Genomic DNA, 24,067 nt, shown 5'->3' with positions numbered 1-24,067 from the left:
AGTGCCATGGCACATCTGTCAATTGTAGGGGCGGGTTTAGGCACAATTGCAGGGGCGGGTTTAGGCACAATTGTAGGGGCGGGTTTAGGCACAATTGTAGGGGCGGGTTTAGGCACAATTGTAGGGGCGGGTTTAGGGAATCAATTCAGCTAGTCACCGATAAATAAACAACAAAACCCGCCCTCCTCACCGATAAATAAACAACAAAACCCGCCCTCCTCACCGATAAATAAACAACAAAACCCACCCTCCTCACCGATAAATAAACAACAAAACCCACCCTTATTCAAAATTTCCTCGTCTCCCTTGTCTCTCCCGCTCCCCTACTCCCCAAGAAGGGCGGGTTTAGTTAAGTTAGGGGTTAGTCTCCAACGTTATCGGTTAAACCCGCCCCTACAACCCTGCACCTGTTCACCAATAGCTTCCCCTAGAATTGGGAATTAGGTCTACAATTGAAAGCTTGAGACCCGAAATCAATCCAGCATGGCAGACCTGACACCGAATTCCAGTTTCAGTTTAACGATTCGTATCCAACTTCCCAATCGTTCTGGGATGTTAGCCACTGTTACTCACGCGATCGCACAGGTAGGGGGAAACCTGGGACAGATTGATCTGATTCACCAAACCCACAAAATTACGACTCGTGAAATCACCATCGATGCGACGAGTACCGAACACGCTGAACAGATTGTGCAAGCGGTTAAGGAACTTACCCATATCAAGGTGATCGATGTCTATGATCGCACGTTCAATCTCCATCGAGGGGGCAAAATTAGCATCGAGAACAAACTTCCCCTGAAAACCCAAGCTGATTTAGCCATGGCGTATACGCCGGGGGTAGGTCGAATTTGTAACGCGATCGCCGATGATCCCCAAGATGTTTACTCCCTGACAATTAAAAGTAATACAGTAGCAATTGTTACAGATGGTAGCGCCGTATTAGGATTAGGCAACTTAGGCGCCCAAGCAGCATTACCCGTCATGGAAGGGAAAGCCATGCTGTTTAAAGAATTTGCCGGAATTGACGCCTTTCCTATATGTCTGGCAAATCAAGACACCGATACAATTATCGAAACCGTTAAAAATATCGCTCCCGTTTTTGGCGGGATTAACCTAGAAGATATCAGCGCCCCCCGTTGCTTTGACATTGAAGTCAAACTGCGGCAAGTCTTAGATATACCCGTTTTCCACGATGATCAGCATGGGACAGCTATTGTCAGTTTAGCGGCGTTAATTAATTCCCTCAAACTGGTGAAGAAATCCCTCGAAGAGGTGCGAATTGTGATTAATGGTGCTGGGGCGGCGGGAATTGCGATCGCGCGGCTATTGCGTCAAGCTGGGGCGAAGAGGATTTGGATGTGTGACTCCAAAGGAATTCTCTCAACCAAACGCACGGATTTAACGTCCCAAAAGCAGGAATTTGCCGTTGAATCCAGTGGTACTTTAGCCGGTGCAATGGTGGGGGCGGATGTGTTTCTCGGCGTCAGTGTGCCCGGTGTTTTGACCCCAGAAATGGTACATTCGATGGCACGAGATCCAATTGTCATGGCAATGGCAAATCCGATCCCCGAAATTCAGCCAGAATTGGTGTTAGATGATGTAGCGGTTATGGCAACGGGGCGCAGTGACTATCCCAATCAGATTAATAATGTTCTGGCGTTTCCTGGTGTTTTTCGTGGCGCCCTTGACTGTCGCGCTTCAGTAATTACCAGTACGATGTATCTAGAAGCGGCAAAAGCGATCGCGTCTTTGATGTCTACGACGGATTTAGACGCTGAACATATTATCCCATCTGTCTTTGATAAGCGCGTGGTGACAGCCGTTTCAGCCGCCGTACAACAAGCCGCACGGAATGAAGGGGTAGCAAAGCGGTAAACACTGATTTCACTGATTTATGTTGAGGGATTGGGGTGGGGATGTGGGCAGTTGGTAGCACTGATGACACTGATGTGTTAAGTAGGTGGGGACAATTAAACTTAACGGCGGAGAACTCGCTTTCGCGAGAAGCAAGCTACGTCATTTGTCATTTGTCATTTGTCAGGGAACAGGGAACAGGTAAGGTAGAGTTTTGAGTTAACTCCCTCAGCTCCCTCAGCTCCCCCTGCTCCCTCAGCTCCCAGACGTGCCATGGCACGTCTCTACATTGCTCCCTCAGCTCCCTCACCACTTATTCAGCAGCCCCTAGTTATTAGTACCCCATGGGTAGAGGATTGTTAGATTACAAGTTTAGACATTGGCTAGTTTTTAAGATCACCAGTCTCTTCTTAGGTTTGCTGGTTACTCCATTATCCGGATGTCAGATTATATCAACGATTAACAAGGGTTTCCATAATTCTCGAATTTCTAGCGAAAATGCTGTTCCTGTACAATTTACTTTCCCGTTTGAGTTAGAGTCGGGACATGATTTTTCTCAGGGGTTAGCGGCGGTTAAGTTGGAGGGGAAGTGGGGCTATATTAATCAAAGCGGAAATTTGGTAATTAAACCGCAATTCGAGTTGGCTGATTCGTTTAATGAAGGGTTAGCCCCGGTCAAAGTTGATGGGAAATGGGGTTATATTGATCAAACAGGTAACTGGGTAATTTCAGCCAAATTCGATGGCGCTCAATCGTTCGCCGAAGGATTAGCCCCGGTTAAACAAGGTGAGGATTGGGGCTATATCGATAAAACTGGCACGGTAATAATTTTACCTCAATTTTACGATGCTGATTTGTTTTCGGAAGGATTGGCAATTGTCGAAAATAATAATCAGTATGGTTATATCGATAAAACCGGAAACTGGATTACTCCACCTCAATTTCAGGAAGCAAAACCGTTTTCTGAGGGGTTAGCTACGGTCAAAGTTAATAATCAGTATGGCTATGTCGATAAAACTGGAAACTGGGCGATTCAACCTCAATTTCAAGATGCGAGTTCTTTTTCCGAAGGCTTGGCGTCTGTAACTAATCAAGCGATGAAATCGGGGTATATTAATCATCAAGGCGAGTTTGTGATTATGCCTTATTTTGATTGGGCGGGGGATTTTGTCCAAGGTGTGGCTGGAATCTCGATGCACGATAAAATTGGTTATATTGATCAGCAGGGAAATATGCTAATTGCTCCCCATTTTGATAACACGTATGACTTTTCTGAAGAGTTAATCGCCATCAAAATAGGCGACAAGTGGGGTTATATTAACAAAATAGGTAATTTAGTCATCAAGCCTCAATTTGATAGTGCTTGGTCATTTCAGCAGGGGGTAGCCAGAGTTAGAATTGATGACAGGTATGCCTTTATCAGTCATCCTCTCAAATAACAAATTATCAGGATAAGCTTAAGAAAATTCATTGTCAATAATCGTGCAATTCTTGTAGTGCGAGCATCTTGCTCGCTACAAATACCCAATTTCAATGTATGACAGTAAAGACGTTGTATGCAACGTCTCTACATTCGGATTGCCAATATGAAAACACTATAAATTTATTCCGACGGACTGTCTTCCTCTTCAGAGTCATTGGGGGGATTTTCAAATTCTGTTTCCTCATTGGGAGAAGCCGTTTCATCCTCTATTGACTGCTTTTTCTCTTCAGAAGAGGACGGCTTTTCAGGAGAGGGAGATGCGGACGGACTTTGGTTAGCCGGTGTCGGTGTTGGTTCAGAGATTGATTCCTCTGTTTCAGTATCAGAGTTATTAGGAGTAGCTTGGTTTTCAGAGGGGTCTTTTTCCTCTGTAGCGGGTTCTGTTTCCTCTGTAGTCGGTTCTGTTTCAGACGTTGATTCCTCGTTTTCCGTATCGGATGGCTCAGTTTCTTCAGGTGTTTCCTCTTTTGTTTGCTCCCATTCTGATAAGGGGCGATTGACAGCATATTCAAAGTCCATGGGGACTAAAAAGACGTTAGATTGCTGGGATTTATCTGAGAACGGATCAATTTGAGCATAGAGGAAACTGTTATTAAAATCTGGTTGTCCCAAAAGAATTTCATGGGTTTCATCGTTTGTAAGTCGCACCGTTACCATGGCTTGGGGTTTGTCTAAGCCATACTCCTTAAGGTTTTCAGGGGAGACATTGGGAATTATGCGATCGCTCTTTCCTTCAACTAGCAAATTTAATAGGAATGCAACCGATGGATCACTAGCGGGGACATCCTTTGGTTCCGTCATTCGCCAACCGGGTTCAGGTTCACTCACCCGTTCAAATTTTCGGCTTTCTTCCTGAATATAAATGTTAACCCGTTGAATCTCATCCTCTTCAAAACTAAACAGTTGCTTCTCAGCTTCCTTCGCGGCTTCCCGTTGGGGAGTTCCCACGATTTCATAAAAATAGACAAACCCTCCCAGGAAAAGGGCGACAATTAATAAAACCCAAGTAGTCTTCTGTAGCTTCATTTGTTATTCGTCATTGGTCATTTGTCATTGGTCATTTGTCATTCGTCATTGGTTATGATCCCTCTGCGTTCCTCTGCGTCAACCTCTGCGTCCCTCTGCGTTAAAAAATATAATCAGACGTGCGAACAATATCACTTGATCGGGGCGGGTTTAGTCACATCTGGGTGACAAATAGATGATAATAGTAAAACCCGCCCCTACAGACATGGGATGGTTTTACCGCCGCAACCACCACAGCATCCCTGCGGTCAAAAAGCCAAACGCTGGAACAATTAACAGGGCTAACCATCCCAATATTCCAGATTGGACTGGTGTTAAATTAATTCGGCGATCTTCGGGTTCTTTGGGACTAATCGAAAGGGCTTGTTCATCTCGCTTGCTTAACCAACTCACAGAGTTGGTAAAAATATCAGGATTGAGTTGCTGATCAAACCAACTATCTGTGGCAAAATTTGAATTACCATACACAATTAATCGTGATTCAGCTTCGTCTTCTTGAGACTGAGACTCATCAGTCTGGATTGGTGAAGGTGAGGCTTCTGGGGATTCCTCTGGCGAAGCCGTGGGAGATGCTTCTGGAGTGTCTGCTTCCGGTTCATCGCTGTCTTCTGGCGACACTTCTGGAGTTTCTTCCGCTTCGGGTTCATCGGTGTCTTCTGGCGACACTTCTGGAGTTTCTTCCGCTTCGGGTTCATCAGTTTCTTCACCTTCAGCTTCTGGAGTTTCTTCCGCTTCCGGTTCTGATGTTGGTGAAGCGCTGGAATCTTGACGACTTAACGCCACCCCTAATACTAAAGGACCAGGGCGATCGCCTTCTTGTTCGTTAAACTCTAACGGTTGTTGTTCTGGCGTATTTTCCGCCCAACTTTGGGGGTTTGTGATCACCAAAGGAGTTTCCTGAATCCCTTCTACAGGTTCCATATCCACGGGTTGCGCTAGGGGATAAATCGAAAATCCGCTACCAAAATCTTGGGTAATCGGATGATCTCCATATTGCGTAACCAAGGGGGTTGCTGGACCTAAACCCACTAACCTCCCTTGACCCGACGCATCAATCACAATCTGATTCGTCAACGTCACTCCCCAATCTGAAAGTAAGGGTTCTAATCCGGGATTAGTATCGGGATCTATCATCACTAACAGACTTCCCCCATCAGCCAAATACTCCTCTAACGCTTGCACTTCCGGTTCAAACAGCGCTCGTTTCGGTCCAGCAATTACGATTAAAGACGCATCATCGGGAACGGCTGGCTGTTCAGCGAGATTTAGGGGTTCGACGGTGAAGTTTTTTGTCTCTAACGCACTTACGGCTTGAGATAATCCACCTTCGTCTGACGCTTCTAAGGGGCGTTCACCATGACCTTGGAGAAAATAGACCTTATCTGTGCGATCGCCTGTGATGCGTTCAATTGCATTGGTTAGCTGGACTTCCGATAACCGTTCCCCTGGGCTAATGGTTTGGACTAACTCCCGTTGATTCCCATATTCTAAGTAAACCTCCCCTATATAATTTACATTAAACTTTTGGGCTAATTCAGGTTGTAGCTGGGGGTCAACAAACTCAAATTCTAAATTTGATCCATAGCGGCGGTAGTTTTCCAGGAGTTCTTGATCGGCGGGATTAGCGGGACTCTCAAACACCCAAACTTTCACCGATTGATCTAAATTTCTCACCACCTGCTGTGACTGGGGTGAAAGGGTAAATAGTTGATTTTCGGTTAAATCAATCTGTACCCCATAACGCACGCCTAAAAAGTTAATTAACCCGATAATCACAAACATCGCTAAGGTGGCGATTATCGCATTAGTTCCCACTTGAGTAGAACGGCGTCCCCAAAAACCAGGGGCGATTTGATCCAGAAGTAGGAACCATAAGCCAATGATTAATAGCCCCGCAATTAGCAGCGCTAAGGAAACAGGAGACCACTCCCCCGCGACTTCTTGGGCGGTAAGTCCCATGATTGTCAGGATCGGTCCGAACCAAAATAGATATTTTAAATACGTCCACTTAATCGGCTTTGTTGTCATAGTTTATAGCGTTTTGATTGTGTAGGGGCGGGTTTTACGATTATTGTTTCTGACCTAACCCAGATTTGACTAAACCCGCCCTGACTGAGTGATAAAATAGTTACAGGTTTGTCATCAATACCAAAATGCTTAGGGCGCTAAAGCGCAACTACGAACTTAAGATCGCTGAAAGCGGAAAGCTTCAATAGACTGAGCGGTAAGAAATATGCCCAAAAAGATATAACTAGCAAATAAAATAAGACTACTGGTATCCAGAACACCCCGAACTAAATTGGTATAATTCTCCATCAACGATAAATAACCTAACGCTTCGCCAAAAGCACCACCGATAAGATTAGCAATTAAATCAATTACCCAGAGGAACAATATCAACACAAACGTGAGGAAAGCTGCCAGAATTGAACTATCGGTTAACGAGGAAATAAACATTCCCAGGGAAAGTACCGATGCGGCGAGTAAAATTAATCCAGCATGGGCTAATAAGGGAACCCAAGGTTGAATGGGTGGATTGGCGGCATTCAAGGCGATCACTTCATAAAGGAGTAACGGTAGCACCATAATCGTAAAGAAGGTTAGCACGCCTAATAGTTTGCCCACGGCTACCGCCCAATTTGTCACTGGCGAAGTTGCCAACAGTTCTAACGTTCCCCGCTTCCGTTCCTCCGAATAGAGTCCCATGGAGAGAATGGGTAAAACAAATAAAATCAGAGAACCCATGACACTCAAAAACATATTCAAAAATTCATACGCCACATCCACAGGAGGTGTAGGCATTCCCAGTTGATCGCGTTGCGCCACTTGCTGAATAATCCCATCGGGACTTAATAGAATCCACACGAAAAAGAACCCCGACAACAGCCAGAAAAACCCAGCCACTATATAAGCCAAAGGTGAAGCAAAATAGCCCTGCAATTCCTTGCGGAAAATTGCCACAATATTGCCAAAGAGTATACGCATTAACGATCTTCTCCTGATTGGGGAACGTCTGATTCAGGAACCTTTGATTCAGGGGCTTGGGATTGAGAAACATTGGATTCAGGGACTTCTGATGGAGAATCAGAGATCGGCGATTCAGCTAAATTGTTCCCTGTCTCTATTTCCGGGTTCTCAGCCCTCCGTTCCTGAGTCGTCAGTTCTAAAAAGACATCTTCCAGGGTAGCGCGAGTGCGACGCATTTCATGCAATCCGATCCCAGCGCCTACGGTAACAGCCGCAATATCTCGTCCCGGATCAGTACCCGGTACCGTCACAATCCGAATTAAGGAGCGATTTGGGAGTAACTGTTGAGTGGGGACAATTTCGACTAAGCAGACTCCCTGCAACACTTGTAATAGCTTTTGCAGTTGAGTCGCATCCCCATCCACTTCTAACTCATAGCCCGCCCCTCCCGTCAACTGCGCCATCAGGTTTTCTGGGCTATTGGTGGCGACGATTTTACCTCGGTTGATAATCGCCACCCGACTACAGGTCATGCTCACCTCTGGCAGAATATGGGTAGACAGGATAATCGTATGTTCACCTGCAAGGCTTTTGATCAAGTTGCGAACATCAATAATTTGCCGAGGATCGAGTCCGACGGTGGGTTCATCTAAGATAATCGCGGGTGGATCATGAACGATCGCTTGAGCAATTCCGACTCGTTGACGAAATCCCTTGGAGAGTTTGCGGATCAAGACTTTGCGCTTTTCCACTAGGTTACAGCGTGCGATCGCCATCTTCACCCGCTTGGCGCGATCGCCTGCGGATACCCCTTTGAGACGAGCGACAAAGTATAAGAATCCCTCAACCGTCATTTCTGGATAAAGGGGAGGGGTTTCGGGTAAATAGCCGATGCGTTGGCGCACCGCCAGAGAATTTTCATGGACATCATACCCAGCAATTCGGGCGGTGCCACTGGTGGCGGGTAAATATCCGGCTAAAATACGCATGGTAGTTGTTTTACCCGCACCATTGGGTCCGAGAAATCCCAGGATTTCCCCCGGTTCTACTTTAAAGCTAACATCCTGAATAGCTGGAGTGACGCCATAGAGCTTACTCAGACGATCCACTTCGATCATAAAGATTACACTGGAGAGGATGGATATTTTTTTAGGCTAACGTTTATCAATCATACATAGTCCGACTACTGATCGGGTTTAGGGAATCTGTAGGGGCGGGTTTAGGGAATAAAACTCGCCCCCCACCGATAAATGAACAACAAAACCCACCAGATTACTAACCGCGATCGCACCTCAAAAATGTCGGGGTAAAAGATTGGGGCAGGGCGGGTTTTGGAGAAAGGTGATTGGTGACTCCATTAATTTTGTCCCTAAACCCGCCCCTACATTAGATTTCCTGTCCCGATATCCGATTTTCTAACCTGAACCCGATCACCTGCGGATACAGTCATTGAGTATCACAAATGCCTGGATGATTTGGGTCGTTTTTGCCATTTTACCAAGGCTATTTTACCTCAAAGGAATCTACTCCTAAAATAGTAACCCTATCAGCTTCTACTCTGGCGATAGCTTTATCTGTTGTAATTGGCAAATAGCCTTTAGAACTTGAAGCAACTTCATAGACGATTCAGCATCCGTTAAACTTAGAAATGGCAGTAACTGATAGGTTGGCGAATTCCCTGTCTGGATATAGACAAACCGATACAGTTCTCCGTTCGTGACTAAACCCCAGACTGACTCTTGAGACTCTAAGCTTTTATAAGCATACGTCAGCAATTGGGGTAAGCCTGTTGATGGAGAAACCGCGCTATTTTTTGATTCAATAACTAAGACCCAAAACGGGACATAATCTCTGGGCTGTCGAGCTTTATTAATTGCCAGGATATCAAATCGACCTGTGATTATGGTGTCTTCAGCCGTAATGGTAATCCGAGAAATTCCTTCTTCAACAGCAATTTGTAAAGGATAGCGATAGAACCCAGCTAATCGTAACAGAGGACTAACCGCAACCAATTTAACCTGACCTTCTGAAGCAGCGGCTGAGGTAAGATGATTGTCAAATTCATGGCGAGTTTGCTCAACTTGCTGCTGTTCAAACTCGGTTACAGGTTCGAGAGATAATAATGATTCAAATGAGGTACTGTACTGTTTGTAAAAATTAAAAAGCTGATGAACATCATCTAAAGTTAAGTTTTTGGCATTGAGCGTCGTCATGGGTTTAGAATGGCAGGAAATAAGTTGGAGTGCATGTCAATTCCAGATGACATGGAATGCTGGAGTGTCAATTCAGCCGCTAAAATCTATCAGGCTTTGTCGATAAAACTCTGGCATTCCGGTATCAAAATATTGTCCTTTGACCCAATATCCCATCAATCCCTCCTCTTGGCGTAATGTATCAAGACAAGTGGTTAACTGAAATTCCCCCTTATAGCGCTGATTCTGATTAATACTGTCAGCCAGAATCTCAAAGATTTTCGGCTTGAGGACATACATGCCAAAAATCCCTAAAAACTTATCCTCCGCCATCCCCTCCACACGTAAGTGCGATCGCGCGTAATCCAGATCCGGTTTTTCACAGACTTGTGTCACCGCTAAAATAGAATTCATCTCCTGCCAAACCCCAGTCACACAACCCGCTTTATGGATAATCTCGGCGGACATTTCTGTCAAACCAATCACACTTTGACCCGTTTTTTCATAAAGTTCTACCACCTGACGAGTACAAGGAATTTCGGTATCGGAGGTATAAACATGATCACCAAGTAACAGTAAAAAAGGCTCTTGATTCACCCAATCCTTGGCACAGAATACCGCATGACCATAGCCTTCTTGCTCATCCTGGGTTAAGATAGTAATCCGCTCTCCTAACTCTTGCAGATACTGACAATAGTCCTGATTTGAACCAGAGAGTTTGTCCAAAAGTGCCTGTTTCGGGGGAGTTTTAAAGAACGCCTCAAAAATGGCGCGATCGCTCGGTTGCACCACAATCCCAATTTCTTCGATACCGCCACGCCTTGCTTCCTCCACAATCGCTAAAATAATGGGCTTCGTCCGCCCATCGCGATCGATAATTGGAAATAGTTCTTTTTTCACCACCTTTGTAGCTGGAAACAGGCGAGTACCAAATCCGGCGGCGGGAATTACGGCTTTACGAACAATCTGGCTGGACATGATCTAAATTATGAATTATGAATCAAAATAAGACAATCTATTTAAAAAATTAGTTTTAATCGTTGCCAATGCCATTAACAACCGCAAACGGTACGGATTGGCAGTTGGGCAACCATTACCGATATTTTTCAAATCAGCACTCAAGCCGCATTAGATGCCCTGCTACCCTACCACATCTGGAATGAACAATTTGCCAGTGGGCGTTTTAAATGGAAGCGCCCCTGTCAGGAAAATGTACCCTTGCTCCCCCAGCTCCCTTGCTCCCCCTCACCACACCACTTATTCAGCAGCCCCTAAGTATCGCCTAACCCATCCTACGGGTTAAGGTTAATTTTGGTCTATAGCACGAAACTAAGTCAAACAAGCGTGAAAGAAATTAATTTATACAACCAAGAAAACAGTGATAGACTCGATCGCTATCTTGCTCAACAATTACCGGATTTGTCTCGTTCTCGAATTCAAAAACTGATTGAAGAGGGCAATGTACAGCTTAACCATAACCTCTGCACCTCTAAAAAAGCCACCATTCAACCCGGAGACTCTATCCACCTAACTATCCCCGACGCCAAACCCTTAGACTTAAAACCGGAAGCGATTCCCCTGGATATCCTCTATGAAGACGACCAAATTCTGATTGTCAACAAACCCGCTAACTTAGTCGTGCATCCCGCCCCTGGACACGAAAACGGCACACTTGTCAATGCCCTGCTTGCCCATTGCCCCAACCTAGCTGGAATTGGTGGCGTACAACGTCCCGGAATTGTCCACCGTTTAGACAAAGATACCACCGGTGCGATCGCGATCGCCAAAACCGACCACGCCCACCATCACCTACAAGCTCAACTCAAAGCCAAAACCGCCCGTCGAGACTATCTCGGCGTCGTCTATGGTTCTCCCGCCACCGAAACTGGCACAATTAACCTCCCCATCGGACGCCATCCGAGCGATCGCAAAAAAATGGCAGTCGTTCCCCCAGAAAAAGGCGGACGCCCAGCGATTACCCATTGGCAGATTAAAGAACGCCTGGGTAACTATACCCTAATCCACTTCCAACTAGAAACCGGACGAACCCATCAAATTCGCGTCCATACCGCCCATATCGGACATCCAATTGTCGGAGACCCCGTGTATAGTAAAGGTCGAGATATCGGCGTCAATCTCCCTGGACAAGCACTTCATGCATGGCGACTACGATTACAGCATCCCAATACAATTGCCCGTCCCCTCTCTCCTAACCAAGGAGACCAGAGGACGGACAATAAATCTGGGGATTGGATTGAGGTTATTGCCCCACTCCCCCCAGCCTTTAGCACACTCCTAACCGTACTGCGGCGGCGTGCTTCATCCGTTAATACCTAACGCTTAGGTACACGGGACATATAATCGATATTCTGGGCAGACACGCGAGGAAGCGGATTAGGTTTGGCATTAACTCCCCGTGCCATATCCAGAAAGTTCGTGGGATCACCGGCTTTAGCCTGCTTGTCTTGCGGGACAAAACGGCGTACCTCGTTCTGCCAAATAATTTGGGGGAAGCCCAGTTTAGCACGGTAGTAGCCGTCGTAGCGGGGTGATTTAATGTTAAAGGGTCTTTCACCTTGACGACGACCCGGCAATACACGACGCCGTTGATAGGGAACGGTGTCATAGCCAAAGTTGGTCAGGTACTCTTCGCTGTTGATTAGTTGATCAACGAAGCCCTTAATCCCCTTCGTCGCCACAACAATAGACCAAGCAATTTTTTCGCGTTCGTTGTAAACATCGCGCCCCAGTACCCGTTGCACGCATTGTTCAACAAAGCGATAGTTGCTGTTTTTCTCGTAGAAGCTGTTGTAGAAGGTTTTCGACAGCAGCAATCCACGAATAAAGTCCCGCACGGTTAGTTGACCATTGCGGAGTTGGGATTCCAAGAACCGTTCCCGATCCCAAGCAAAGGCATAGAAGAAGATCTGACGGTATGCCGCTTCGATCAATTCATCCATGTCTGTGCCGAACAGGATGTTCTCAGTTGTATAAATCCTCGGTTGCTCATCTCCCGATACTTCATAACCAGCGACACGCTGATTTTGACTTACCGGAGTGTAGCTTAATAAAGGTAGCGCCACGTTTAAATCTCCGTAATCTTAGAAAATCTTACAAACCTTAACTTTCAACTATGTGACATCATCCCACACCAAATCAAAGATTCTGGTGTGGGCTTCCAAGCTTCACAACTTGGATTTCCTGGTTTTTCCCGTTCGGCTGACGCTCACGGCGGAAGCCTTGCGGGATTTCGACACTTACCTAGACTGAGACGAGTACATTTCAGTCCCCGGTAGACCGTCTGCACAGGCAGTTTCCATTCCCGCTAGCCCGGCGGTACTGGTTAGTTTGATTTGCCTTGGTTGTTGACGCTTCGACTCCGCGAGGGCGTCAACACCGAGCGGAGTCGAGGTGTTGATTATCGAATTCGAGAATCAACTCACATTGCAGCAATTTCAACTAGCTTTGTGAGCAGATGTATCGAAGTCTATGTCAATTTACCACATTGATGTTGGGGGAGTCCAGTGTATCCCAACGCCCCATTAAAAATTATGGCGTCGGTCTTATTGCTCCCCCATCTTCCCGTTCCCGACTAAAAGTAACCCATCCAGAACGCCAAGGGATTTGCCAGGGAACGACAGTGGGGCCAATTTCGCAAATAGTTTTCTAAATCAGGTTGCCAGACTGGAGGTTGTAATCCGAGTCCTAGGCAAAGATGAGACAAAACGTCAAAAAACCGCCGATCATGACCCGGTGAGCCTAAATGAGCATGGGCATATTCATGGACGACAATACCTAACCAATCTTGCGGTGCGGTTCGTCCCACATCGATGAGGATGGTAACTGGATTGAGGAGAATGTTACAAAAGCCATCAATCCCATATTCTTGGGCTAACGGCGCTGCCCCGATCTGGATCGAACGACGTAATTCTGGATGAAAACAGTCATGACAGGCATTGAGACAAGAATTGAGTTCAACGTTGACTGTATCAATGTTGTAGCCAATCCAGGTACAGATGCGATCGCGTACCCGATGATTATCGCTGATATCAACCATACGTGGCTCTAAAGCGAGCTGACGTACAGCTTCTAGGTACTCATAGCCACGTACCAATGGTTTGTTAATACTTTGGGATTTCTCCACCCAATACGGACTCAATTTGTCTAGCTGCTCAAACATTCCCTAAATTTTAACGGCTTACAGGCTAATAAGCAAGCTCAAACCACGACTAAGCAAGCGTTCAGGACTTTACTCCCGATGGAGACAGTTTGACAGGTTCCCCAAGAACGATAGATAAGCCTGATGAAAATGATAAGCATTAGTTGCTGAAAAAAAACTGCCAAAAAAGATACAAAAAACTCAAAATATATATTTACATTTGTTCACGGTTTGTTAATATTGTTTGTAGTGAATAAAGTTTTTGCCTGCCTCCAGAGAGTTCTAAACGGCTCAGGGCAAGTGCTGACGTAGTATATTCGATAAATTACCTAAACAGGAGATCCTGAATGCCTTTTACCATTGATTCGGCTCGTAGTATATTTCCTGAAACCTTAACAGCCGATGCTGTACCAGCTACGATTGCCCGTTTCAGTCAACTTAGTGCTGAAGATCAATTGGCATTGATCTGGTTTGCTTACCTGGAAATGGGCAAAACCATCACCATTGCTGCACCAGGAGCAGCAAGTATGGTGCTTGCAGAACCAACCTTGAATCAAATTAAGCAAAAGTCCTTCCAAGAGCAAACCCAGGTCATGTGTGACTTGGCAAACCGCGCCGATGCGCCGATTAGCCGCACGTATGCCAGTTGGTCAGCTAATATCAAGCTTGGCTTTTGGTATCAGCTCGGACAATGGATGGAACAGGGAACAGTCGCGCCTATTCCCGAAGGCTATCGCTTATCCGCCAATGCATCCGCCGTGCTACAAGCCATTCGCAACCTCGATCCGGGACAGCAAATTACGGTGCTGCGGAATGCGGTTGTGGATATGGGGTTTGATCCGAGTAAACTGGATAGCTACAAAAAGGTAACTGAGCCGATTGTTCCGCCTCAGCAAATGTCTCAACGGACGTCGGTGGCAATCCAAGGGGTTGACAATCAGACGGTGTTAAGCTACATGAATTACATGAATGCCAATGACTTTGACGCCCTGATCAAACTGTTCACTGATGATGGAGCGCTGCAACCTCCGTTCCAAAGACCGATCATTGGTAAAGATGCCGTTTACCGCTTCTTCCGGGAAGAATGCCAGAACCTGAAGCTACTGCCGGAACAGGGAGTTTCTGAACCGACAGAAGAGGGGTATACTCAGATCAAAGTCACAGGTAAAGTTCAAACGCCTTGGTTCGGTGCCGGAGTAGGAATGAATATGGCGTGGCGATTCTTGCTCAATCCTGAGAACAAAATCTACTTTGTGGCAATTGATTTATTAGCCTCGCCGAAGGAGTTACTCAACTTGGCTCGCTAAAGCCATCCTGAGTAGGGGTAAACTGTAACAAGTTGTTAATGATCGAGCGAACACTCCCTGCTCCTATTGATTGGGAGTGTTCGTCATACTGGATAATGCAAGTAAACGAAATTATTTGGTCTGAAGTAGAGCAGCAAATTGCCAAAGATGCTTTTGAGAAAGCCTATCAACGAGAAACGAATGCTTTGATCACACAGGTGCGGGAATACGCCAGTGGAGTTACTGAACTCGATCAGGTTTGGCGTCTGCACGATTTTTTGAGTGCAAGGCGGCATGATATTGATGGTAAGTACGACTACGACTATTCCGCTCTCCTGTTTCTTTTCGCTCGGTTAGTTAAAGAAGAGTGGCTAAAGTTGGAAGATTTGAGCGGTTTAGAGCAGAGTAAACTGGCTAAAATAAATGCCTTGGCTCGGATGTAACCTTCCACACAGTGACGTACTCCCACAGTCAATCAAAGATTCGGCTGTGGGCTTCTCCTCCCTTTACGGGATTCGCGTTTTATACTGAAACTATTGATCTGAAAGACTTGTCCTATAATCTTTTCAGCAATAATAAGCTTTGCTTATAAGCCAAAGTGCAAGAGAGCCTTTTGGGTTAGTAAAAATAATAGCTTTGCAATAATTCTCGAATGGCATCCATTCTGTTGTTTTATTTGCAACCGAACAGCAATTGCGTTTGGTTTTATGATTTCCCCTCAAACTCCCCGTTTGCTATAATCTTCCTGAATGGTTAAACCCGGAAACCCGGATATCTTAAGTTAGCAAACAGAAAGGACTTTTAGTCGTTTTGGAATTACCACCAATCAAACCTATCAAGCCACCCGAAGAACCGCCGCCTATTCACGGTAATTGGTACTTGGTCAATGTTCGCCACAAGAAACGTGATTTATTTTTGAGATGTCTGAATGTTGTTATCAAACAAAATAATCTGGACGATTTAATTTTAGCGGTTGAAACTCCTGATGATTCAGTGTACGAAGATATCGTTTTATTAAATTTGGCTAGCTTTAAAGCCGTGCGACCTCACATTCAAACGATTGAGTCCTGTCAGAGAATTGAACCGAAACCATTGCCACAAGCACAAGTGAGTCTAATGTTGGCAGCTAGCCGCTAGCTGCTGGATTGTAACTGTGCGATCGCGCGATTGAGCCGTGCTTGTACTACCCGATCCGACTCTTGAGTCAACGCCTGTTGTAAGGGAGGCATAACTTCTGGTTGGGCAATATCTTGTAAAGACGCGATCGCAGCATAACGCAGCGCCCAATCCTCTGGCGTCAATAACGCCCAGGTCAATTTATCTATGGCTTGACGAATAATTGCTGCATCCTTGGCTAAACTGCCAATCCTCCCTAATCCTCTTGCCGCGACGCGCCGGACATTGCCTTGACAGTGGTTGGCGATGGATGTGCCAATGACGTCCTCTAACAAACTCAGCGCTTTTGGATCACCAATTCGCGCTAACGCCTGAATGATATGGGCTTGCACCGCTTGGTCACCAGAGGCTTCAAAGGCGGCAATTAAAGGATTAACGCTGGCTGACCCCAATTCCACTAACCCGTCTACAGCGGCGGCAGGGACAGCCGGATGATGATGACTTAATGCCCCAATTAAGGCTGTGATTACGTCCTCACTAACACGCTGCGGGTGAGCGACTAACGCCTGAATCGCTTCTATGGCTTCGTTAGGCGTAACCGCTTGTTGTAATTTTTGTCCGTTGTTATTTGTCATTGGCCATTTGTCATTGGTCATTGGTCATTTGTCATTGGCATTGGTCATTGGTCATTTGTCATTGGCATTGGTCATTGGTCATTTGTCATTCGTCATTTGTAAATTCTCTCCCTCATCTCCCTCATCTCCCCCAGCTTCCCCAGCTTCCCCAGCTTCCCCAGCTTCCCCAGCTTCCCCAGCTTCCCCAGCTTCCCCAGCTTCCCCAGCTTCCCCAGCTCCCTCTGCTTACCCAGCTCCCTCTGCTCCCTCTGCTCCCTCTGCTCCCTCTGCTCCCTCTGCTCCCTCTGCTTCCCCAGCTCCCTCTGCTTCCCCAGCTCCCTCTGCTTCCTCTGCTTCCCCAGCTCCCTCTGCTTCCCCAGCTCCCCTGCTATAGCTGAATTAATAACTGATCAATGGTGTCCATCAGAAACTGGCATTTATCTGGCTGGTTTGATTCGGCTTCTGGATCACTTTCTAAGATGGCTTCTAACATTCGCTTGATATTCAGCAGCTTTAAACTATTCGGCACCTTCGCCTCAATGATCGCCTGCGCTGCGGCTAAATGACCGATCGCGCCCAGGTCAAACATCGCCGCCCAGCGCAAATACATATTCGGATGATCCAAATTCTGGATAATCCGCTCAATATATTGCGGCTCTTTTGTCAATAGATATAAATACCGAGCCGCCGCACATTGAACCCGTTCCGACGGATGGGTTAAAAAGGGTTCAATCTGGGGACGGGCTTGCCAAACTTCTAATGTTCCTAACGCTTCAATCAAGGCTTCATAGGGTTGCTCTGCTTGAGCGTTTAGCAGATTCAGCAAGGGGGAGACAGCTATGCGATCGCCAATCGCGGCTAAAGCCTGAATCGTTGCCTCTCGGAGGCTGAGATCCGGACAATCTAAGGCAGCAATTAACCCAGGTACAGCTTGGGGATTTTTTAACTCGCCCAATGCTCGCGCCGCCTGACGCCGCAAGGGATATCCACCTGCTTGGGTGCGATAGGCTTCATCTTGGAGGGCTTCACATAGCACCGTCCACGAGTCCTGTACTTTATTCTTACCCAGCCACCACGCGGCATAGTAGCGTAACTGATTATCGTCTCCGTTTAAGGCTGCGATCGCAGTTTCTGCCGAACTTATGGGTTGGGGAGGAGAAGCGGTAGTCATTATATACAAAAATTTTGAGATCTAAATCGCTTTTTATTTATATATATTTTAAATCGAATGGCACTCAAAAGCGGGCATTTAGGGAGCGCTAAAACCTTTGATATACCCTAGGGTGGGTTGAGCGAAGTCGAAACCCACCAGCCTTCTACCTTGCCGCCTTCTACTATAAACAAGATTCGGGTCTGATTGATAGACAATAACTGCTTATCGCCTATCCTCCAGACCCGATACAGGCTAGTACAAGGGAACTCAAGTAGAGCCTACTATTACAAACCCGCTTGTGGTTTGTGTAGATCTGTTCTCAAACATCTCTACTGAATGCATGACTTCCCAGGTAGCCTCAATCATTTCTAGCTCAAAGCATTGATGGCATAGTTGAGGTAAATGTTCGCTTCTCCAGCAACATCTCCCGATAGACCATGATTGTCACGGACAAATTCTAGAGCCGCCACGTACCAACTGGACGACAAACCGAGAGCCGCGTTGAATTCTTTAACGCCAGCAATCACATATTCATCCAGTGGACCCGTTCCACCCACTACGCAACAGTAGCTGATGACGCGCAAGTAGTTGTTAATATCCCGCACACACTTGGACTTGCCTTCTGGAGTCGAGGCATATTGAGGTCCTTCCATTTGAGTGGTGTAGGGGAATTTCTGATAAACATGATTAGCAGCAGCTTCAGACCATCCCTGACCATTATCAGTAAACGCTTTGGCAGCATCCAGACCCGCCTTCGCCCGACTGAAACGACCAAAAATGGCTTGCATTTCAGTATTAGTCGGATAAGAACCGCGCACGTCAGCGGCAGCAATCGCTTCAGTAATTGGGGTTTTCATCAGTATTGTTGTTCTCCTAAATGATTGACTTAGTTAAGTTGTCAGATTTAATTGTCAAAAAGCCGTTTAAACTCGACCTTAAGCAACGGCGGCTGCTGCTGTATCAAAATAGCTCGCTAATTCAGACATCAGAGCGCTGCAATCTCCTTGGGTAATGCCACTGGGGTCATTGGCAATGGCGATCGCGGCATCTTTCATCTTGCCAATCCCGGATGCTACGGCATCTCCTGGTGTTCCTAGCGCTTGGTAGGTTTCCCGCAGACCATTGAGACAACGGTCATTCATCACACTGGCATCTCCTGCCACCATCGAGTAGGCGACATAACGGAGAATAAAGCCCATGTCCCGGATACAAGCGGCATGGTTACGATGATGGTCACAAGGACCACCGGGAGCGAACACTTGGGGACGTTCAGCTACTAATTCTCGGTACGCATTAGCGACGATCATGGAAGCGTTACTGGTGAGACGGTTAACCGTATCTAAACGCTTATTGCTTTCCGACACCATCGCTGAAAGGGCGTTGATTTGATCGCCACTCAGATAGGCACCACTTTTATCGGCTTGCTCCACGACTTTGGAAAACGCATCAAGCATCTTAATTAAGATCTCCTAGCTAAACGTTGTTTGAATCATTGATCTAGGTTTCTTTATACAATAGGCTGAATATTTTTAAGCGTTAAAAAATATTAAGTTGCATGTCATTGTACATGATTTTGCTCAAACCTTCTCATAGAAAGGGTTAAGGATGGTTCCTTTGATTAAAAAATTTACATTTTGTAAACTAATCAGCGATTTTAAGTTTACTTTTGTTAAGACTACGATGCCGAAAATTTACGGGCAATCTTTGATTTACCAACGCTTTGAGCCTTCTATTCCCGTCTGGCACATCATCTCATTCAACGTAATGTTTCTTAATGGATAAGGGTGTTAAGGGGTAGGGGAATATCGTGGGTTTAAGGTGTTAACACTAAATTGCTTTGTAACTACAAAAAAATCAGACAATAATCTTTAGTAAGTATATTTGCTTAAGTAATTATTACCAAATTTCTCATAAAGGCGATGAAGAGGGGGATCAAGATCTCCGCCCCTAGACAGAACTGGAAAATGAGGTTGTCGCGTAATCCGGAAATCTATAACCCTCTGGCAATGGTAGCTTGAGCAGTTTGGACATCCTCAGGATTGGCGAGTTTGATCCGCCAAGGATTAAAAACTTAACAATTTGTAACAAATAAAAACTCAACATCATTGTATAAAAGTAACCTGAAGGGTAAAGATGACAGGTAAATGTTAACCAAAACGCCAAATAACCGTTATTTGGGGGGTTCTCATAATCAGCCGGAAATCTTCTCAGGTTTCTTGACGCTCCGTTTACGTTTTCCTTCTGGGAACGTGATTGGTATTCGTGAGAACAGACCCGATCAGGTGTTAAGGTTTCACTGTCTCGACCTAACCTGTCTAGAATTAAACCCTAGACTCAACCAAGCAAAGGAGGATTTGAGTTCATGTTTGATGCATTCACCAAGGTGGTAAGCCAAGCTGATACGCGAGGCGAAATGCTGACCGGCTCTCAGATAGATGCTTTGAATGCAATGGTTGCTGAAAGCAACAAGCGGATGGATTCGGTTAACCGGATCACCAGCAACTCGTCTAAAATCGTTGCTGATGCGGCTCGTGCTTTGTTTGCTGAACAGCCTCAGTTAATTGCTCCTGGTGGTAACGCCTACACCAGTCGTCGGATGGCGGCTTGCTTGCGGGATATGGAAATCATCCTGCGCTATGTTACCTACGCAATTTTTGCCGGAGATTCCAGTGTACTGAACGATCGCTGCCTAAACGGTTTGCGTGAAACTTATGTAGCGCTGGGTGTACCCGGAGCGTCTGTTGCTGCTGGCGTGCAAAAAATGAAGGATGCCGCGATCGCACTTGCGAATGACCGTAACAATATCACTCCTGGTGATTGCAGCGCTTTAATGTCCGAAATCGGTAGCTACTTTGACATGGCTGCCAACGCGGTTGCCTAAAACAAGGTAAAAAAAGATTGCCTGTTGAAGTTTAAACTTCATCAACACGTTTGAAAAAGTAAGCAAAAGATTAAGGAGATATCTCGACGATGAAGACGCCATTGACAGAAGCAGTCGCCGCTGCCGATTCACAAGGACGTTTCTTAAGCAGCACCGAAATCCAAATTGCCTTTGGTCGGTTTAAGCAAGCTCAAGCCAGCTTACAAGCAGCTAGAGCGTTAACTGACAAAGCGACAAACTTGATCGACGGTGCAGCTAACGCGGTGTACCAAAAGTTCCCCTACACCACTCAGATGCAGGGACCGAACTATGCTTCTACTCCTGTAGGGAAAGCCAAGTGTTCTCGTGACATTGGTTACTACCTGCGGATGGTAACCTACTGCTTAGTCGCAGGCGGTACCGGCCCGATGGATGAGTACCTGATTGCTGGGATTGATGAAATCAACAGCACATTTGAACTGTCTCCTAGCTGGTACATTGAAGCCCTCAAGTACATCAAAGGTAACCATGGCTTGTCTGGCGATCCTGCCGTTGAAGCCAATTCCTATCTTGACTATGCGATCAACGCCCTGAGCTAGATTGATCGCCTTGCCCGGAAAGGCAAGCAGTTGTTAGCAAAAAGGGTTAGCAATTGTTGGCGTTTCCGGGTATCGTTTTATTCATTTTCAGGGAGGGTTGAGATGACAAGTTTAACGGCAGCAAGGCGGTTAGGAATTGCTGCATTTGCGGAGTCTCCAAAAGTGGAGCTGCGTCAAAATTGGACGGAAGATGATTTGCAATTGGTGATCCGAGCCGCTTATCTACAAGTCTTCGGTAACGATAACTTGATGGAGTTTGAGCGGTTAACCAGTGCGGAATCACTGCTGCGTTATGGTCAAATCAGTGTTCGCGATTTTATTAGAACCCTGGGTCAATCGGAACTATACCGGGAGAAGTTTTTCTACTCCACCCCACAAGTGCGATTTATCGAACTGAATTATAAGCACTTTTTGGGACGAGCGCCCTACGACCAGTCAGAGATTGCGTATCATACTGACTTGTACAATCAACAGGGGTATGAGGCAGAGATAAACTCCTACCTGGACTCAATGGAGTATCAAGAGAACTTTGGCGAGTCCATTGTTCCCTATCCGATTGGATTTGAAACCCAACGCAATCAGAAAACCGTAGGGTATAGCCGAATTTTCCAACTATTTGGCGGATTAGGCAGTAGCGATCGCACTCAGCCGGCGGGGAATCGTTCTCGTCTGTTGCGGGAAGTGGCGCTGAATACCTCGTCTGCGATCTACGCTGATTCGCAAGGACAAGCGATCGTGGGTACTCGTGGCGGCACTCGCGAGCAGATTTATATCGTGCAGGTGATTCAAATCCCCAAACCCGGACGCATGACCCGAATCCGCCGCAGTCAGACGGAATATTACGTCCCTTACGAGCAGCTTTCACAAAAGTTACAACAAATCAATAAGATGGGCGGTAAGGTGACAAAAATAATACCCGCTTAAAGATAGTACAGACCAAACTAGCGCGTCTGTACAACCATAAACTGCGAAAACCAAGCGGGCTAACAAAATATCGGGTCCTGTGGAAGACGGGTAGCTGCCTGTGGACGCGGAGTAAGACCAATAGAGGGCAACCTTTGGAGGCGTCGGCGGATGAAGCGGGAAATCCCAAAGACGAATAAGACCGTCCTTGTTTTTAAAAGGTTGGAAGCCAAATAAGAGCGAAGCAAGTTGGGGTACTTCACGATTTCAACATTGGCGTTTAATCAGGAGAAATTTAAGTGGCTATTACAACAGCAGCGTCCCGACTAGGGACAGAAGCGTATAGTAATCCAACTCCGGTAGAATTGCGCCCTGATTGGGTTGAATATGATATCCAAGCGGTGATTCGTGCCGTCTACCGTCAACTGTTGGGTAATGACTATTTGATGGCGTCTGAACGCTTAACCAGTGCCGAGTCACTGCTGCGGAATGGGTATATTAACGTGCGCGAATTTGTGCGTTGTGTTGCCAAATCAGAACTTTATAAAACCAAGTTTTTCTACGGCAATTTTCAAACCCGTGTAATTGAACTCAATTACAAGCACCTATTAGGTCGCGCACCTTACGATGAGTCTGAGGTAATTTACCACCTAGATTTGTACGAAACCCAAGGGTACGACGCCGATATTGACTCTTACATTGATAGTGAAGAGTATCAAGAGAACTTCGGTGATTATATCGTCCCGTATTATCGCGGTTTTGAGACCCAACGGGGTCAGAAAACCGTCGGGTTTACCCGCATGTTCCAACTGTATCGCGGTTATGCCAATAGCGATCGCGCTCAGTTGGCAGGAAGTGAGTCGCGTCTGGCGACTGATTTAGCACAGAATTTTGCTTCAGCCGTGGTTGGACCATCCGGTGCGAATGAGGGCTGGGCATATCGCCAGTCTGCGAAGGGTGAAACCCCTAGTAAGGCATTGGGAGGTCCTGTCCCTTATGGCACACAAGGCAAAGTTTATCGTGTCGAAGTAGCGGGGATTATTAATCCCAGATATCCTAAAGTTCGTCGCAGCAGCAAAGCCTTCTTAGTTCCTTATGAAGAACTATCCAACAAACTCCAACAGATTAACCGTCTAGGGGGTAAAGTGGCTAGTATTACACCAGCTTAGTCCAAGAAGGCAGACGTTGACGTCCTCTAGAAAGAGGGAGATTGAACCGATCTGAACGGAGCAGATGGGACTGGGGACTGGAGAGATTAGGACTAGAGAGAAAATAGCGGAAATCGTTATATTATTTCTAATCTCCTAACTCTTGAGACTCTAGTCCCATTGGTATGTTGAGTGAGCAGACAAGTTGAGAATTAAGCCGGATAAAAATAGCTGTTTATCGGTCTAAATCAGAAACTTGAATGATTGATAATTAAAATAGTTACAAATACTCAAAAGGAGAATTGATTACTATGCTAGGTCAAGTAGCAGCAAGCAGTGCACCTAACAGCCCATCGGGGAACCGTTTCTTTACCTATGAAGTCACGGGTTTGCGTCAAAATGAAACCAATGACAAAAACGAATACCCCTTTCGCAAAAGCGGCAGTGTCTTCATTAAAGTGCCTTACAATCGCATGAATGAAGAAATGCGCCGCATTACCCGCATGGGAGGGACAATTGTCAATATTCATCCCGTGAATTCTGATAGTTAGTTGGCGGATTAAACTGAAGGCTGGTAAACGGTAAGGGGTAAGGGGAAATACTATGCTAATTATCTGTTACCGATTACCAGCTAAGGAGAAACAGTTTTGAATTTTGAGTTTGTAGGGGCGGGTTTTACTACTATCGTTTCTTACTGAACCCAGATA

General features: G+C 46.1%; 24 protein-coding genes and 1 pseudogene. 13 read left to right on the top strand and 12 right to left on the bottom strand.

The annotated features are described in order from the left end of the window. Positions 1–6: 6 nt before the first annotated feature. The 3 genes from RIB93_RS00210 to RIB93_RS00200 all read left to right on the top strand — a co-directional run bounded on the left by RIB93_RS00210 (position 7) and on the right by RIB93_RS00200 (position 3,293). Positions 7–153, top strand: a complete 147-nt coding sequence (locus RIB93_RS00210) for a glycine zipper domain-containing protein (protein WP_446369151.1) — start codon at positions 7–9, stop codon at positions 151–153. A 330-nt stretch (positions 154–483) separates the two neighbouring features. Next, positions 484–1,875: a malic enzyme-like NAD(P)-binding protein gene (locus RIB93_RS00205; RefSeq protein WP_446369149.1), complete on the top strand. Its 1,392-nt coding sequence runs from the start codon at positions 484–486 to the stop codon at positions 1,873–1,875. A gap of 395 nt (positions 1,876–2,270) precedes the next feature. Then, positions 2,271–3,293 carry a WG repeat-containing protein gene (locus RIB93_RS00200; RefSeq protein ID WP_446369147.1) on the top strand — a complete coding sequence of 341 codons (1,023 nt, stop codon included), beginning with the start codon at positions 2,271–2,273 and terminating at the stop codon, positions 3,291–3,293. Positions 3,294–3,457: 164 nt separating this feature from the next. Here RIB93_RS00200 and RIB93_RS00195 read toward each other — a convergent pair whose 3' ends face one another. From RIB93_RS00195 to RIB93_RS00170, 6 genes are all read right to left on the bottom strand, one after another. Then, on the bottom strand, positions 3,458–4,363 hold the full coding sequence (locus RIB93_RS00195; RefSeq protein ID WP_446369145.1) for a DUF4340 domain-containing protein: 906 nt from the start codon (positions 4,361–4,363) through the stop codon (positions 3,458–3,460). 216 nt (positions 4,364–4,579) lie between these two features. Then, positions 4,580–6,391 (bottom strand): Gldg family protein, encoded by a 1,812-nt coding sequence (locus RIB93_RS00190; RefSeq protein WP_446369143.1) that lies wholly within the window; start codon positions 6,389–6,391, stop codon positions 4,580–4,582. Between the two features lie 156 nt (positions 6,392–6,547). Further along, complete coding sequence (locus RIB93_RS00185; protein WP_006104075.1) at positions 6,548–7,348, bottom strand: ABC transporter permease; 801 nt, start codon at positions 7,346–7,348, stop codon at positions 6,548–6,550. Then, positions 7,348–8,448: an ABC transporter ATP-binding protein gene (locus tag RIB93_RS00180; RefSeq protein WP_446369141.1), complete on the bottom strand. Its 1,101-nt coding sequence runs from the start codon at positions 8,446–8,448 to the stop codon at positions 7,348–7,350. The genes RIB93_RS00185 and RIB93_RS00180 overlap by 1 nt, the downstream gene beginning before the upstream one ends. Positions 8,449–8,883: 435 nt before the next feature. Then, complete coding sequence (locus tag RIB93_RS00175) at positions 8,884–9,543, bottom strand: restriction endonuclease subunit R (protein ID WP_446369139.1); 660 nt, start codon at positions 9,541–9,543, stop codon at positions 8,884–8,886. Positions 9,544–9,615: 72 nt separating this feature from the next. Then, entirely contained in the window at positions 9,616–10,500 is an 885-nt protein-coding gene (locus RIB93_RS00170) for a sugar phosphate nucleotidyltransferase (RefSeq protein ID WP_446369137.1), read from the bottom strand. A gap of 81 nt (positions 10,501–10,581) precedes the next feature. On the opposite strand from RIB93_RS00170, the pseudogene RIB93_RS00165 reads away from it, so the two are divergent. Further along, positions 10,582–10,716: pseudogene (locus tag RIB93_RS00165) on the top strand (DUF1802 family protein); the annotation flags it as partial. 150 nt (positions 10,717–10,866) lie between these two features. Then, the gene (locus tag RIB93_RS00160) at positions 10,867–11,859 is read left to right on the top strand and encodes an RluA family pseudouridine synthase (protein WP_446369135.1); all 993 of its coding nucleotides are present in this window, start codon (positions 10,867–10,869) and stop codon (positions 11,857–11,859) included. On the opposite strand, the gene RIB93_RS00155 is transcribed toward RIB93_RS00160, so the two are convergent. Next, positions 11,856–12,605: a phycobilisome rod-core linker polypeptide gene (locus tag RIB93_RS00155; RefSeq protein ID WP_446369133.1), complete on the bottom strand. Its 750-nt coding sequence runs from the start codon at positions 12,603–12,605 to the stop codon at positions 11,856–11,858. The two genes, RIB93_RS00160 and RIB93_RS00155, sit on opposite strands and share 4 nt — an antisense overlap. Before the next feature lie 509 nt (positions 12,606–13,114). After that, the gene (locus RIB93_RS00150) at positions 13,115–13,702 is read right to left on the bottom strand and encodes a hypothetical protein (RefSeq protein WP_446369131.1); all 588 of its coding nucleotides are present in this window, start codon (positions 13,700–13,702) and stop codon (positions 13,115–13,117) included. Between the two features lie 326 nt (positions 13,703–14,028). Between RIB93_RS00150 and RIB93_RS00145 the strand changes: the two genes are divergently transcribed. The 3 genes from RIB93_RS00145 (at position 14,029) to RIB93_RS00135 (ending at position 16,104) form a co-directional block, all read left to right on the top strand. Further along, a complete protein-coding gene (locus RIB93_RS00145) occupies positions 14,029–14,988 on the top strand; it encodes an orange carotenoid-binding protein (protein WP_446369129.1) in 960 nt (319 codons plus the stop codon). A gap of 95 nt (positions 14,989–15,083) precedes the next feature. Next, the gene (locus tag RIB93_RS00140) at positions 15,084–15,410 is read left to right on the top strand and encodes a hypothetical protein (RefSeq protein WP_446369127.1); all 327 of its coding nucleotides are present in this window, start codon (positions 15,084–15,086) and stop codon (positions 15,408–15,410) included. 367 nt (positions 15,411–15,777) lie between these two features. After that, positions 15,778–16,104 (top strand): chromosome segregation ATPase, encoded by a 327-nt coding sequence (locus RIB93_RS00135; protein ID WP_446369125.1) that lies wholly within the window; start codon positions 15,778–15,780, stop codon positions 16,102–16,104. On the opposite strand, the gene RIB93_RS00130 is transcribed toward RIB93_RS00135, so the two are convergent. The 4 genes from RIB93_RS00130 to RIB93_RS00115 all read right to left on the bottom strand — a co-directional run bounded on the left by RIB93_RS00130 (position 16,101) and on the right by RIB93_RS00115 (position 19,304). After that, on the bottom strand, positions 16,101–16,718 hold the full coding sequence (locus RIB93_RS00130) for a HEAT repeat domain-containing protein (RefSeq protein ID WP_446369123.1): 618 nt from the start codon (positions 16,716–16,718) through the stop codon (positions 16,101–16,103). The genes RIB93_RS00135 and RIB93_RS00130 overlap by 4 nt on opposite strands. A gap of 367 nt (positions 16,719–17,085) precedes the next feature. Beyond that, the gene (locus RIB93_RS00125; protein ID WP_446369121.1) at positions 17,086–17,868 is read right to left on the bottom strand and encodes a HEAT repeat domain-containing protein; all 783 of its coding nucleotides are present in this window, start codon (positions 17,866–17,868) and stop codon (positions 17,086–17,088) included. Between the two features lie 350 nt (positions 17,869–18,218). After that, positions 18,219–18,707: a phycobilisome protein gene (locus tag RIB93_RS00120; protein ID WP_006103226.1), complete on the bottom strand. Its 489-nt coding sequence runs from the start codon at positions 18,705–18,707 to the stop codon at positions 18,219–18,221. A 78-nt stretch (positions 18,708–18,785) separates the two neighbouring features. Further along, the gene (locus RIB93_RS00115) at positions 18,786–19,304 is read right to left on the bottom strand and encodes a phycocyanin subunit beta (protein WP_446369119.1); all 519 of its coding nucleotides are present in this window, start codon (positions 19,302–19,304) and stop codon (positions 18,786–18,788) included. 908 nt (positions 19,305–20,212) lie between these two features. Between RIB93_RS00115 and RIB93_RS00110 the strand changes: the two genes are divergently transcribed. The 5 genes from RIB93_RS00110 to RIB93_RS00090 all read left to right on the top strand — a co-directional run bounded on the left by RIB93_RS00110 (position 20,213) and on the right by RIB93_RS00090 (position 23,911). Continuing rightward, a complete protein-coding gene (locus RIB93_RS00110) occupies positions 20,213–20,731 on the top strand; it encodes a phycocyanin subunit beta (RefSeq protein ID WP_446348749.1) in 519 nt (172 codons plus the stop codon). Positions 20,732–20,820: 89 nt separating this feature from the next. After that, positions 20,821–21,309 (top strand): phycocyanin subunit alpha, encoded by a 489-nt coding sequence (cpcA, locus tag RIB93_RS00105; RefSeq protein ID WP_446369117.1) that lies wholly within the window; start codon positions 20,821–20,823, stop codon positions 21,307–21,309. A 102-nt stretch (positions 21,310–21,411) separates the two neighbouring features. Next, positions 21,412–22,233 (top strand): phycobilisome rod-core linker polypeptide, encoded by an 822-nt coding sequence (locus tag RIB93_RS00100; RefSeq protein ID WP_446369115.1) that lies wholly within the window; start codon positions 21,412–21,414, stop codon positions 22,231–22,233. Between the two features lie 278 nt (positions 22,234–22,511). Continuing rightward, entirely contained in the window at positions 22,512–23,381 is an 870-nt protein-coding gene (locus RIB93_RS00095) for a phycobilisome rod-core linker polypeptide (protein ID WP_446369113.1), read from the top strand. Between the two features lie 290 nt (positions 23,382–23,671). Then, positions 23,672–23,911 (top strand): phycobilisome linker polypeptide, encoded by a 240-nt coding sequence (locus tag RIB93_RS00090; protein ID WP_446369111.1) that lies wholly within the window; start codon positions 23,672–23,674, stop codon positions 23,909–23,911. Positions 23,912–24,067 lie beyond the last annotated feature (156 nt).

Origin of the sequence: Coleofasciculus sp. D1-CHI-01 (assembly GCF_040218875.1) — a bacterium.
GTDB lineage: Bacteria > Cyanobacteriota > Cyanobacteriia > Cyanobacteriales > Coleofasciculaceae > Coleofasciculus.
The sequence above is the reverse complement of the archived record's forward strand: the minus strand, read 5'-3'. Positions and strand labels throughout refer to the sequence as shown.

Coding starts and splice junctions, on each gene's coding strand:
- cpcA (WP_446369117.1), top strand. CDS start 20,821: ATGAAGACGCCATTGACAGAAGCAGTCGCCGCTGCCGATTCACAAGGA.
- RIB93_RS00190 (WP_446369143.1), bottom strand. CDS start 6,391: ATGACAACAAAGCCGATTAAGTGGACGTATTTAAAATATCTATTTTGG.
- RIB93_RS00115 (WP_446369119.1), bottom strand. CDS start 19,304: ATGCTTGATGCGTTTTCCAAAGTCGTGGAGCAAGCCGATAAAAGTGGT.
- RIB93_RS00125 (WP_446369121.1), bottom strand. CDS start 17,868: ATGACTACCGCTTCTCCTCCCCAACCCATAAGTTCGGCAGAAACTGCG.
- RIB93_RS00180 (WP_446369141.1), bottom strand. CDS start 8,448: ATGATCGAAGTGGATCGTCTGAGTAAGCTCTATGGCGTCACTCCAGCT.
- RIB93_RS00210 (WP_446369151.1), top strand. CDS start 7: ATGGCACATCTGTCAATTGTAGGGGCGGGTTTAGGCACAATTGCAGGG.
- RIB93_RS00145 (WP_446369129.1), top strand. CDS start 14,029: ATGCCTTTTACCATTGATTCGGCTCGTAGTATATTTCCTGAAACCTTA.
- RIB93_RS00140 (WP_446369127.1), top strand. CDS start 15,084: ATGCAAGTAAACGAAATTATTTGGTCTGAAGTAGAGCAGCAAATTGCC.
- RIB93_RS00110 (WP_446348749.1), top strand. CDS start 20,213: ATGTTTGATGCATTCACCAAGGTGGTAAGCCAAGCTGATACGCGAGGC.
- RIB93_RS00185 (WP_006104075.1), bottom strand. CDS start 7,348: ATGCGTATACTCTTTGGCAATATTGTGGCAATTTTCCGCAAGGAATTG.
- RIB93_RS00090 (WP_446369111.1), top strand. CDS start 23,672: ATGCTAGGTCAAGTAGCAGCAAGCAGTGCACCTAACAGCCCATCGGGG.
- RIB93_RS00150 (WP_446369131.1), bottom strand. CDS start 13,702: ATGTTTGAGCAGCTAGACAAATTGAGTCCGTATTGGGTGGAGAAATCC.
- RIB93_RS00100 (WP_446369115.1), top strand. CDS start 21,412: ATGACAAGTTTAACGGCAGCAAGGCGGTTAGGAATTGCTGCATTTGCG.
- RIB93_RS00120 (WP_006103226.1), bottom strand. CDS start 18,707: ATGAAAACCCCAATTACTGAAGCGATTGCTGCCGCTGACGTGCGCGGT.
- RIB93_RS00205 (WP_446369149.1), top strand. CDS start 484: ATGGCAGACCTGACACCGAATTCCAGTTTCAGTTTAACGATTCGTATC.
- RIB93_RS00175 (WP_446369139.1), bottom strand. CDS start 9,543: ATGACGACGCTCAATGCCAAAAACTTAACTTTAGATGATGTTCATCAG.
- RIB93_RS00130 (WP_446369123.1), bottom strand. CDS start 16,718: ATGACAAATAACAACGGACAAAAATTACAACAAGCGGTTACGCCTAAC.
- RIB93_RS00195 (WP_446369145.1), bottom strand. CDS start 4,363: ATGAAGCTACAGAAGACTACTTGGGTTTTATTAATTGTCGCCCTTTTC.
- RIB93_RS00170 (WP_446369137.1), bottom strand. CDS start 10,500: ATGTCCAGCCAGATTGTTCGTAAAGCCGTAATTCCCGCCGCCGGATTT.